Here is an 11,926-nt window from a genome sequence, read left to right on the forward strand (position 1 = left end):
TTATAGAAAGCTTTAAATTTACAGCATCTTAAACAGTCACCTTATTTATACGGTTATGAAAAGAATAAGCCTTCTCCCTGTTTTTTTATTGTTTGTTTTTTCTGCACATGCACAATTACCTGATAAGATTTCACCGGCGGATAAAGTGTATGGACTTTCAAAATTCTGGCAGGAAGTAAATTATAATTTTATTTACCTGGATAAAGTGGACAGGAAACAATGGGACAGTGCTTATAAAGCTATGATAGTAAGTGTGCAGAAAACAACTAATGATTATGCCTATTTCAGGGAGTTGCAAAAATTCTGCGCCTTATTAAAAGATGGACATACCAATGTATATTTTCCGCAAGACAGGGCTTTTGAAACTATGACCACCATGTTTGGAGACTACAGGTTCTTTATTGAAAATATTGACGGCAAAGCAATTATTGTAAGAACTAACCTGAGTAAGAAAGATGAGATTCCTGTGGGTAGTGAAGTGATTGAAGTAAATGGAAAACCAACACCCACATATATTAATGAAGATGTAGCGCCTTATATTTCTTCTTCTACCAGTTATGTATTGCAAGACTGGAGTATTAATGGTTTGTTGAAAGGATTGGATGGTGATAGCTATGCTGTAAAAATTAAAAGACCAAATGGAAGCATTGTCTCGTTAAATCTGGTGCATAAGAGAACAGAAGAAAAAGAAGTGTATCCTGCATTTGATGTAGACAGGAACCTGATGGATTTTAAATGGCAAAATGATAAGGTAGCATATGTGGCTTTAAATTCTTTTGACGATGAAAAAATTGACAGTTTATTTATTGATAAATTACCGGAACTGTATAAAGCAAAAGGATTGATAATCGACCTGCGTTATAATGGTGGCGGTAGTACAGGCATTGGCACAGCTATCCTGCAATACCTTACTAATGATACCATTCTCTACGGATCAAAGAACAGGAGCAGGCTGCATATTCCATCATTTAAAGCCTGGGGAAAATTTACCAATGTAAAAGATACTACAGGTAATGAATGGGCAAAAAAATCATGGCTGTCATTTAATGATAAATATTATTACAACTTTGATTACGAAGCCGATACCGTTCACCTGGCTGCCAAAAGAATAGTAGTGCCTACTGTTATTTTACTCGGACATAATACTGCATCTGCTGCAGAAGATTTTTTAATTTATGCAGACAATCAAAAACACATGATAAAAATGGGCGTGAATTCTTTTGGCAGCACGGGCCAACCATATATGTTTGATTTACCAGGTGGCGGCTCAGCAAGAGTTTGCACAAAACAGGATACCTATCCTGACGGAAGAGAATTTGTTGGCTATGGTATTAAGCCGGATATTGAAGTAAAGCCAACACTAACTGATTACCTGCAAAAGAAAGATCCCGTAATAAATAAGGCAATGGAATATTTAAAAACAAAGATTAAATAAATTGTAGGCGAATAGCGTTTAGTACCTGCATTGCTGATGGCGAAAATGATACAATGAATATGACAAATATTACAATCATCGGTGGAGGAATTGCAGGGCTTACAACGGCTATTGCTTTAAAAAATATTGGTATCAACGCCATGGTATTTGAAGCCGCACCGGAAATTAAAGAATTAGGTGCAGGAATAGGACTTGGTGCCAATGCTATTAAAGCATTTCAATTACTGGGTATTGATAAAGAAGTGATCAACGCCGGCAGGTTTTTACCCTCATTTACATTGTACAATAAAAAAGGAAGGCCTGTTACTACCACCGACAGTGTTTCTGTAAGTAAAAAATACGGGCTTGATAATTTTACTATTCACAGGGCCGATCTGCACCAGTTATTATTATCAAAAATTGATCCTGCCTGTATTCAAACCAATAAAAGAGTAAGGCGCATTACGCAAAACGAAGATAATTGTATCATACATTTCCAGGATGGTACAACTTATGCAACGGATCATATTATTGCAGCAGATGGTATTCATTCTCCTGTAAGAAAACAATTATTGCCCGGCAGTAAAATAAGATATGCCGGTTATACCTGCTGGAGAGCTGTGATTGATAACACAGAGTTGCAATTAAATGAATGTTCCGAAACATGGGGCAACAATGGCCGCTTTGGCATTGTACCACTCAATGGTAATAAAATATATTGGTTTGCCTGTATCAATACTGTTGCCAACAATACCCGTATGCAACAATATAAAATTGATGATTTACTGGAAGTATTTAAAGATTATCACCCACCCATCCCTGCTATCTTGCTGCAAACAAAAAACGAAAACCTTATCTGGAGCGATATTATTGACCTGCAACCAATACAACAATACGCTTTTAATAATGTGGTGTTGATTGGCGATGCTGCCCATGCCACTACACCTAATCTTGGCCAGGGCGCCTGCCAGGCTATTGAAGATGCCGTGATACTTGCTGATGAAATTAAAAACAATACCAACATTGCAACTGCATTTAAACAATTTGAAAAAAGACGATTGAAAAGAACGCACTGGATTGTTAACAGGTCAAAACAAATTGGTGCAATAGCACAGGTAGAAAATAAAGTACTGATTGCAGTAAGGGATTTTGTATTTACCCATTTACCACAGACTGGTAAGGATAAGCAGTTTAAAAAATTGTACACTACTGATTTTTAATTTCTTTCTCTTGTAAATAAAAACTTCCGGTATTAAGCCGGAAGTTCTGGTATAGGTATAGTTAGTATTGTTGTAAAGAAGAATGCTAATCGCCTGCGTAATAGGGATAAGTAATAAATCCTGCATGCTGATTTTCTTTTGCTATACTATTTTTAAGTACCCGTAAATACTGCTTCATAGTTTGTTGCGTGTAAATACGAACTAAAAAATGCGGTAAAGCAAAGCCGAGGCCATGTTTAACAATGGCAGTATCAAACTGCAGCCGGTAGGTTATCAAGGTATTATTTTCAGTAAGTGGCGTTACTTGCCTGGTGGTTTTTAACCAGAATTGATCTCCCCTGTTTGTTTCGCATACCATTATTTTATTAGCGGCAAATTCAGTACAGGTAAATTCGCTTTTGTAGTAAGGCTCTTTTTTAGATAGAAAAGAATATTGCGTAATGGAAGTACCAACGCATATTTTTTCGCTGTTAACTTTTGTTGCTTTCACTTCTTTTCTCCACAACTTGTCGTTGGCAAAGTTTGAAAAATATTCAAAAACCAATTGATGGTTTTGCGGAATTATTATAGTGCCTGTTATATCCAGTATCATAAGTGGCCTTATTGAATAGTTATTTTCCGTATTACTTTTTTACCGGGCTCGGCAACATAAATAATTTTGCCATCCGGCGTTGCAGCTATTCCTCCTATAGTAGAAAGCGCTGCCGATGCCCCATTGCCGTCACCATAATTCATAGAAGAGCCTACTAAAGTGATCACCTCTTTACCCGGCTTCACTAAACGTAATGCAGGAGAATAATTGCCACCTCTGCCATAGGTAGTAAAATATATTGCTTTGCCATCTGCACTTGCACTTACATGCGTAACATGATTTGCCTGTGCCACATTTACGGGTCCGCTATAATCTACGCCGATTCCATTTTCATATTGAAATAACGAACTGACAGCGCCGGCGGGTGTAACCATACGTACCAAATCATTTCTAAAATCCGCTACATAAATATTTCCATTGGCATCGGATGCGATATCACTTACAGTACCACCAAAACTGGCATCATCTCCGCTACCATCTTTATAGGGCCATGCGGCCGCACCTCTTGTAGCAGTGGCTTTGCCTGCAAATGTGTTTACTGTGCCTGTAACGGGAGTAAGAGAATTTAATGTAAGGCTATGCATCGTATTCCAGAAAGAATTGAAAAAAAAGATCGTCCCGTTTTTGCCGGTTGTTATACCTGTTGCCCCGTCAATCTGATCGGATGTATTAACGGCACCTGTTTCATTACCGCCAAATACCCTGTCAATAATTTTTGTAGTGGTATAATTATTACCATTAGGCTCTATCTTCCAGATATCATTTTCTTTAGAAATAAAATATAAGGTACCACCATCAGGGCCGGGTGCAAGGTCAATATCCATAATTTCATTAAAGGCACTAAGCACATGTTCGGGCAAATATGTTTTTACATTGTTTTGCTGATCGATACTTCTGATGCTGGTACCATCTGCCACGTACAACATATTATTACGATTATCAAAAACCATTTTTGTGGGATTCCAGAATCTTGCATTTAAACCATTGCCATCTTCTCCATTGCCATGATCATTAACTTTTCCTGCAATGGTAGTAACGGTTACAGCAACATTATTTTCCGGCGGTGTGTTGCCATTACCTGGTGTATTACTTTCTTTTTTACCACAGGCGGCTGTAAAAAATAATCCTGCTAACGGCAGGTATAAAAATTTAAAACTAAAATGATGTTTCATAATATTTTTTAATTAGTGTTGACTGATTATATAATTTGTACAAAGCTGCATTTATATATTTCAAATAAAAATGAGAGCAGCAACTGGCTGTAGTTTTAAAAACATCAGGTGTTATATTGCTGGTATGAAATGAAATCAATCTTTGTGATAACAATAAATCCTCAGCTACCTGATCATAATATTGCCACTGTAACATTTACACACTTCATCCATTTATAATTACAATTGATACAGTACAAGCGTTTGTTTTGTCGGGTTGATTATACTTTTATGATATGAAAATAAAAACCTTCTTTTTTATACTACTGATTTGCACTGTTAGTTGTATAAAAGCGCAAATGCCTGATAGCGTAAAGCTGGTACTGGATTCTTCTATCAGCCTATTGCAGCAATATGCATTGCATGCTAAAACCACCAACTGGCCGGTAGTAAAACAAATAGCCTATGCTAAAGCCGAAAATGCAAAAACATGGAATGAATTAGATAGCAGCATTGCTTACCTGTTTCAATCAGTAAACGATCATCATGGCTGGCTATCAGCAGGCGATGCGGAATTAAGATGGCATATTAAAACTGAATTCAGGTTTTCGGAAGCGGTAAAAAATGAAATGGCTAAAGGTAACCGGTTTGTAAAAAAAATATTGACCGGTAATATTGGTTACCTGCGTGTGCCGGGCATGATGGTAGATACCAGCCAATACAACAAAAAAGCGCAACAATTAATGGATAGCCTTTTTAGTTTAGAAAAAAGCGGGGCTGCAAAAATTATTATTGATCTGAGATTAAATGGCGGTGGTACTATGTTTCCGATGATTGCAGGTTTATCACCTTTATTAGGCAATGGAAAATTTATTGGCGGCGCTAATAGCGAAGGTGTAGTAGAATCAATGTCGGTTTTAGAAAACGGAAAATTTTGTAGTGAAGATGGTGGTGCAGCAAAAGTTGTAAATAGTTGCCGTCAGCTTTCTCCTAAAACAACAGTGGTGATACTCACCAGTAATTTAACAGGTAGTGCCGGAGAATGTGTGGCGGTGGCATTTAAAGGAAGAAAGAACACCCGCTTTATTGGAGAAACAACAGCAGGTTTTACCATTGGCAATAATGGGCATTGGATCATTAAGGGTAAAGCAGGTATTGTAATTGCAGAGTCTGCAATTGTTGACAGGAATAAAAATATATATTATTACAATGTACAGCCGGATGAAATGATATGGGGCGGCGATAATTTTGATGATTATTTGCAGGATAAAAAAATACAGGCTGCAATAAGGTGGTTTAGTAAACATTAATGAACCAATTGCTGAAATACTACAACAATTCATAGAAATTACACTGCCCGATTGTGTGATACTGTATGAATTGAGTAAATAGCTGTATCAATTGTATAAATCAAAACATTAGCTGGTTCACTTTACGGCGGAGGTTTATTAAATTTGAACCTGATTAAACCTCCTCCTTTGCCAAAATTATTTTTACTAATAAGTACTATGCTGCTGGCCTCCATTGCGGCGGCCCAGCCGGAAAAGGAATATTCTTTCACACATTATACCACTACTACAGGCCTTGTATCTAACCAGGTAAATACCGTATTGCAGGATGATGAAGGTTATATCTGGATAGGCTCAACAGATGGACTACAGCGTTTTGACGGCACCCGTTATAAAACGTTTCGCCATAATAGTATGGATTCTATGTCGCTTCCCTACAACCCCATTGAACAAATAATGATTGATAAAAGAAAAAATTTGTGGGTAGTTTTTTACAATGGTACTGTTGGGGTTTTTGATACTAAAAAATTTACTTTTTACAAGGTGCCTGTTAAGCCTAAAAATCCTAATTCTGTAAATGCTACTTTAAAGGAGTTGAAAACAGATGAGTACGGAAATTATTTTTTATTATTTCAGGGTAGTGAAGTAATTACCTGGAGTGAAAAGACAAAGGATTTTTCATATACTAATAATTTTTTTAAACAAAAAGAAGAATGGCATATAACTGATTTTATACCACAACCTGGTACACATAAATACTGGATGAGTATGCAGGAAGGTACTGTTGCTATTTATAATGCGGCTACCGGAAATTTAAGTTACACAGGTAATAATGTTGAAAAAGAATCCTTCCTGGAAGAATTTAAAATTAACTCCCCCTCTTTTCATTTTTATTTCGACAGCAGGCACCGTGTATGGTTTATTAACTGGAACCCGTCAATTCCTATGATCTATTGTTATGACCTTAATGCCAATAAACGCATTGCCGAAAGTTTTGAATTTTATTCTACCCTTAAAAGTTATCATGAGATATATGGTTTTTTTGAACAAAAGGATGGTAGTTTTTGGGTGAGGGGTGGACCGGTGTTTGCCAGGTTCCTGGAAAATGAAAAGAAGTTTCAAATGGTGTACAATGGTTATCGTAATGAACAGGGGATCACTTATAATGCCATCAGTACTTTATGCGAAGACAGGGAAAAAAATATCTGGGTTGGTACTAATACCAATGGCTTGTTCAGGTTCAATCCCGAAACAGAATTTTTTACCAATGTAAAGCATATTAATCATTCTAATTTAAAAACAGGTGATGGCACACCTATGTCATTCATAACTACAAAATGGGGCACTGTAATGGCAGGCACCTGGGGAGATGGAATGTATGCATATGATAGTAAAGATTTTAACACCGTACCATTTGGTATTAAAGATTTCGGTACTAAAAAGAATCCGTATGCCTGGTGCATGATTGCTTCGGCCGATAGTAACCATATCTGGATATCTTCACAACCAGGAATTTATTTAATAGACCAGGATAAGAGGAGCTTTAAATTTTTTAACCCGCCGGTTTTTGAAAACAGAACCATCAGGCAAATTGCAGAAGACAAAAATGGTAACCTGTGGCTGGGTACGCAAAGCAGGGGATTGTATAAATGGACCAAATCAAAAGGAGCTAAAAATTTTGATGATGGTATCAGCAAGTTTACTGCTATCAATAATGGCCTGGTAGGAAAAATAACAATAGACTCAAAAGGTTATGTATGGGTAGCATGCGGCATAGAAGGGGTGTACGTAATAGATACAAACACCGATAAAATTGTAATGCACTTTAGTGACACTGCAGCAGCAGAAAAGAAATTGCCTGAGCAGGCGGTTTCTGCAATTATGGAATACGATGATACCACCATGCTGATTACCACATCAACTAATATCATCCGATATAACAGGGTTACAAACAGATCTGCTTTGGTAGGAAGACCTGAATTTATTTCAGGTTATATCTCCTCTCTTGAAAAAGACAAAAATGGTTTTGTATGGATGACTACTACTAATGGTTTGTACCGTATCAATATTCAAAAAGGAATATTTGTAAATTTTAACCGTGCCGATGGAATAGAAAACGAATGTTTTATCCAGGCTGCTTCTTATGTAATGCCAGATGGCAGGATGATCTTTGGTTCCACCAATCATTTTATTGTGTTCGATCCTTTGCGTATCCAGGTACGGCCCGTTTTTCCATGGGTTAGTATAACCGACTTTAAAGTGATGAACAAATCTTTGTTACTGGATTCGCTGCTGCAATTAAAAAAAATAGAACTGGGATATGATCAGAACTCGCTGGTTATTGAATTTTCTTCCCTGCTATATAACAATGCTTCGCTGATAAAATATAAACTGGAAGGACTTGATAAAAGTTGGGTGATTTCAGATAAAAATAACCAGGCAGTATATAATTACCTGCCTCCCGGCAGCTATACTTTTTTAATGAAGTCCATGAATGAAGATGGTGTGGAATCCAGTAAAGTAACACGCCTTGTTATTATTGTAAATGCTCCATTCTGGAAAACCTGGTGGTTTTACAGTGTACTTACATTGCTGGTAATGGGCTTATTGTTCTGGTTAGACAGGCAGCGTACAAAACGTAATGCAGTTATACAGAAAATGCGAACCGATATTGCAGATAAATTACACCAGGAGGTAAACACTGCACTCAACAATATCAATATTTTAAGTGAGATGGCAAAACTGAAGGCAGATAAGGATATTGAAAAATCAAAAGAATATATTCAGCAGATACATGGTAAAAGCCAGCAGATGATTATTGCTATGGATGATATGTTGTGGGGTATTAGCCCGGACAACGACAGTATGCAAAAAACTATTGAGCGTATCAGGGAACATATAGATGCGCTGCGAAATCGTTACGGCGTTGCAATAGATTTATTGGTAGATGAAAAAGTAACAACATTAAAATTAAATATGGAACTGCGCCAGAATGTATTTTGGTTATTAAGAGGGGGCAGTACAAATATTGTAAGAACAGGTGCTGCTGATTGCCGCTTTTATATAGGATTTAAAAAACCTAACCTTACCTACACATTGGATTTTGATAGCAGTAATACCGATATGCTGCAATTAAATAACCTGTTGCAACGCCAGGAACTGGCTGATAAATTGAAAGAAGTGAATGCCGTACTGAATGTACAGCTGCAAAAAACAAGATCAATTATTGAATTAGCAATTCCGGTGCAATAAATTATTTACCCATCCATTTTTTAAAGTCGGTTACTTTTTCCCTGCTTACCAATGCTTCTTTATCTACGGCTGGTTTTAACTGTAAGATCAAACGATTACCAAAATAATCGTCAATTTTATCAATGCTGTTTACCGATACATAAAAGGAGCGGCTGATACGGAAATATTTTTCCGGCTCCAGCATATCTTCCAGTTCATCCATAGTATAATCTACCACAAATTTTTTGTTGTCCTGTGTTTTAAAAAAGTTCAACCTGCCATCACTGTAGAAATAAGCAATTTCGTCAATCTCTACCGATACTAATTTTTGCCCGTGCTTTACCAAAAATCGTTTGCGGTATTCTTTAGGCTGTAATTTTTGTTGTAGTTCTTTTACTAAAACCTCAATATTAATATCGGCATTGCTGTTGCCTTTTATTTTTTGAAACTTAGTTAGTGCTGCCTGCAATTCTTCTTTTTGTATCGGCTTTAATAAATAATCCACGCTGTTTACTTTAAAAGCTTTAAGTGCATATTCATCATACGAGGTGGTGAATATCACCGGGCTTTTTACTTCGGTAAGATTAAATATTTCAAAACTCTGGCCATCGGCTAATTCAATATCCATTAGTATCAGATCGGGTTGCGGATTTTCCTGCAACCATTCTACAGTACTTTTTATACTATCAGTAACACCGGCAATAGTTGCCGAAGTACTTACAGACAATAATGTTTTCTGCAGTTTTTTTACTGCCAGTTCTTCATCTTCTACAATTAAAATTTGCATAACAACAGTTTTATTTTTATAAATATATTTTGAAGTACTTGTTTACACTTTGTTGTTTTCCGTTGTGTTGTTCCATATTAATGGCAATACCACAGTAAAATTCTTTCCATCTTCCATTACCTGGAAACCTTTCAGGTGCAGCAGCTCATACTTTGTTTTGATATTATCCAACCCTACTTTATTACTGGGTGCTTTAATGGTGCGGCGCTGCAGGTTATTATTTACTACTAATTTATTACCGGTGGTGGTAAATATTTCAATGGTAAGGGGTTTGTTTTTTGAAAGGGCATTGTGCTTTACTGCATTTTCCAGCAACATTTGTAAACTCAACGAGGGCAACAGGTAATTACCGTACTGTTTATCTACTTCCACCTGTAAATCTACCGCCTCTCCGTGCCTGGTTTTTAATAACTGGAAGTAGCTTTGAATAAATTTTATCTCGCTTTCCAATGTATTCATGCTATCGTTATTTTTCCGCAGCAGGTAGCGATATACTTTACTCAGTTCGTCTAAAAATTTTTCAGCTTTGTCTTTATCCTCGGCTATCAGGGCTGATAAAGTATTAAAGCAGTTGAATAAAAAATGCGGATTTACTTTTTGTTTCAGTCCATCAAACTCCTGCTGTAATTGCAATTGCTCCAGCATGTCTTTTTCTGCGGTTGCTTCTTTGTATTTTTCGATGATATAAATTACTTCCCATAAAGTTTCAAAAACCAGGTTTACCGCAAGGCCCACTAAATAACCATATTTTAAATCGCCATCCTGTATCTGGTAACCTAAAATATTAAAGTGATGAAATACAAAGAAAATAAGCAGCACCGATGGCGTCATGATAAACAGGTTCACCAGTAACTTAAATAAAACTCTTTTACCGGTTAATTGTAACGAAGGAAATCTTGATTTAAGAAAATGATCATATTGCGAATGAGAATACCAGGAGAAAAAACCAATTATATAAATGAGTGGAAAAGTAACAGCCCATATTTTCCATTCGGCCCATATTCTTTCGTCATACATAATATACATCAAAGCCAATACAATGAAAGGCATTGACAGCCAGAAACTACAGACCTGTATTTTGGGTGGTTTTACCAGTTTCATGCTTGGGCCTCCTTTTTATCAAACAAGGGGAGTAAAAAAAATCTTTTACCCTCTTTTTCATTTATAATAATGTTACCGGCATTTAGTATTTTGTATTTGTTCAGCAGGTTATCCAGGCCATCATCCACACCATAGTTTTGTACTACAGTTTTTTCATGCATTGTATTTACAATCGATAATTCATTATTATTGGTGGAAGTAATAGTAATGCTGAGCGGATTAGTTTTACTTAATGCGTTAGTGTAAATAATATTTTCTAAGATCACCTGCATACTAAGTGGCGGTAATTTTTTTTCCAATGCATCGGCCCCGATAGAAATGGAAACAGTAATAGCTTCTCCAAAACGTTCTTTAGCAAGGTACAGGTAGGAGCTTGCAAATTTTATTTCCATATCCAATGACACCAGTAATTCATCATCACTTCTTAAAAGATACCGGTGCACCCTGGTCATTTCATCTAAAAAAATTTCTGCTTTGTTTTCATCTTCCTGTATCAATCCGGATAAAGTATTGAAACAATTGAATAAAAAATGAGGGTTGATCTGCCCTTTTAAACCCAGCACTTTACTGCGCTGGTATACATTTTTAATTTTTTCTGTTTCGGTAATAGAAGCCTTCCATGCTTCCCAGTTGGCAACGCCCTCATTAATAAAAGTAATAATGGTACTCATCAGGCAGGCATAAATGATGCACCATAGCAGCATATCTGTTTTGGGTGTACAGGCTAACAATTGCAGTTTACTGTGCAAATAAAAAAGGGCGGTAATCGCAATACAATTCATCAGGTAAAATACAGGCAGCATGATGGCAATGCGCCTGAACAATTCCCCGGCAGTGGCAAACCTTTTTTGAATAAATGTGGCTACAAGGCCAAAGAAAAAATAGATGACAAATATGAATATCCCAGAGAATAAAAAACTTTTGCCAAATAATGCAGGAGAATCAAAAATGCAGGAACCAAACATCAATAGATTAAGGAAGATAATGTATGGCAGCATTACCCACACAAATACCAACGGCTCCTTTTTACTATATCGCTTTAATGCCATGCTGTAAATTATAAAATTTAGGCAAAAGCACCTGCTTTCAGGGTATCAATTGTGTTAATGGTGTATGAATTGAGAAAAAGCCTGTATGAAAT

The 11,926-nt window shown here is 36.6% G+C and carries 9 protein-coding genes; 4 read left to right on the forward strand and 5 right to left on the reverse strand.

Annotated elements, in window-relative coordinates; genetic code table 11:
• Positions 1 to 55: 55 nt before the first annotated feature.
• Positions 56 to 1,435 (forward strand): S41 family peptidase, encoded by a 1,380-nt coding sequence (locus tag ACQ334_RS21295; protein WP_430990293.1) that lies wholly within the window; start codon positions 56 to 58, stop codon positions 1,433 to 1,435.
• A 59-nt stretch (positions 1,436 to 1,494) separates the two neighbouring features.
• The gene (locus ACQ334_RS21300; protein WP_430990294.1) at positions 1,495 to 2,634 is read left to right on the forward strand and encodes an FAD-dependent monooxygenase; all 1,140 of its coding nucleotides are present in this window, start codon (positions 1,495 to 1,497) and stop codon (positions 2,632 to 2,634) included.
• A gap of 85 nt (positions 2,635 to 2,719) precedes the next feature.
• Here ACQ334_RS21300 and ACQ334_RS21305 read toward each other — a convergent pair whose 3' ends face one another.
• Positions 2,720 to 3,226, reverse strand: a complete 507-nt coding sequence (locus tag ACQ334_RS21305) for a hypothetical protein (protein WP_430990295.1) — start codon at positions 3,224 to 3,226, stop codon at positions 2,720 to 2,722.
• 8 nt (positions 3,227 to 3,234) lie between these two features.
• Complete coding sequence (locus ACQ334_RS21310) at positions 3,235 to 4,398, reverse strand: hypothetical protein (protein ID WP_430990296.1); 1,164 nt, start codon at positions 4,396 to 4,398, stop codon at positions 3,235 to 3,237.
• A 275-nt stretch (positions 4,399 to 4,673) separates the two neighbouring features.
• Between ACQ334_RS21310 and ACQ334_RS21315 the strand changes: the two genes are divergently transcribed.
• Positions 4,674 to 5,687, forward strand: coding sequence for a S41 family peptidase (locus tag ACQ334_RS21315; RefSeq protein ID WP_430990297.1), 1,014 nt, complete (start codon positions 4,674 to 4,676; stop codon positions 5,685 to 5,687).
• Between the two features lie 168 nt (positions 5,688 to 5,855).
• Complete coding sequence (locus ACQ334_RS21320) at positions 5,856 to 8,918, forward strand: ligand-binding sensor domain-containing protein (RefSeq protein WP_430990298.1); 3,063 nt, start codon at positions 5,856 to 5,858, stop codon at positions 8,916 to 8,918.
• A gap of 1 nt (position 8,919) precedes the next feature.
• Here ACQ334_RS21320 and ACQ334_RS21325 read toward each other — a convergent pair whose 3' ends face one another.
• The 3 genes from ACQ334_RS21325 to ACQ334_RS21335 are packed head-to-tail and all read right to left on the reverse strand — an operon-like array spanning position 8,920 to position 11,834.
• Positions 8,920 to 9,684, reverse strand: a complete 765-nt coding sequence (locus ACQ334_RS21325; protein ID WP_430990299.1) for a LytR/AlgR family response regulator transcription factor — start codon at positions 9,682 to 9,684, stop codon at positions 8,920 to 8,922.
• A 42-nt stretch (positions 9,685 to 9,726) separates the two neighbouring features.
• Positions 9,727 to 10,785, reverse strand: a complete 1,059-nt coding sequence (locus tag ACQ334_RS21330; RefSeq protein WP_430990300.1) for a sensor histidine kinase — start codon at positions 10,783 to 10,785, stop codon at positions 9,727 to 9,729.
• A complete protein-coding gene (locus tag ACQ334_RS21335) occupies positions 10,782 to 11,834 on the reverse strand; it encodes a sensor histidine kinase (RefSeq protein ID WP_430990301.1) in 1,053 nt (350 codons plus the stop codon). Before ACQ334_RS21335 ends, ACQ334_RS21330 begins: the two co-directional genes overlap by 4 nt.
• Positions 11,835 to 11,926 lie beyond the last annotated feature (92 nt).

It is taken from the genome of Ferruginibacter sp. SUN106, assembly GCF_050611765.1.
GTDB lineage: Bacteria > Bacteroidota > Bacteroidia > Chitinophagales > Chitinophagaceae > Ferruginibacter.

Excerpts from the sequence above, each read along its gene's own strand:
- ACQ334_RS21295 (WP_430990293.1), top strand. The coding sequence starts at position 56 with ATGAAAAGAATAAGCCTTCTCCCTGTTTTTTTATTGTTTGTTTTTTCT.
- ACQ334_RS21315 (WP_430990297.1), top strand. The coding sequence starts at position 4,674 with ATGAAAATAAAAACCTTCTTTTTTATACTACTGATTTGCACTGTTAGT.
- ACQ334_RS21335 (WP_430990301.1), bottom strand. The coding sequence starts at position 11,834 with ATGGCATTAAAGCGATATAGTAAAAAGGAGCCGTTGGTATTTGTGTGG.
- ACQ334_RS21330 (WP_430990300.1), bottom strand. The coding sequence starts at position 10,785 with ATGAAACTGGTAAAACCACCCAAAATACAGGTCTGTAGTTTCTGGCTG.
- ACQ334_RS21300 (WP_430990294.1), top strand. The coding sequence starts at position 1,495 with ATGACAAATATTACAATCATCGGTGGAGGAATTGCAGGGCTTACAACG.
- ACQ334_RS21305 (WP_430990295.1), bottom strand. The coding sequence starts at position 3,226 with ATGATACTGGATATAACAGGCACTATAATAATTCCGCAAAACCATCAA.
- ACQ334_RS21310 (WP_430990296.1), bottom strand. The coding sequence starts at position 4,398 with ATGAAACATCATTTTAGTTTTAAATTTTTATACCTGCCGTTAGCAGGA.
- ACQ334_RS21325 (WP_430990299.1), bottom strand. The coding sequence starts at position 9,684 with ATGCAAATTTTAATTGTAGAAGATGAAGAACTGGCAGTAAAAAAACTG.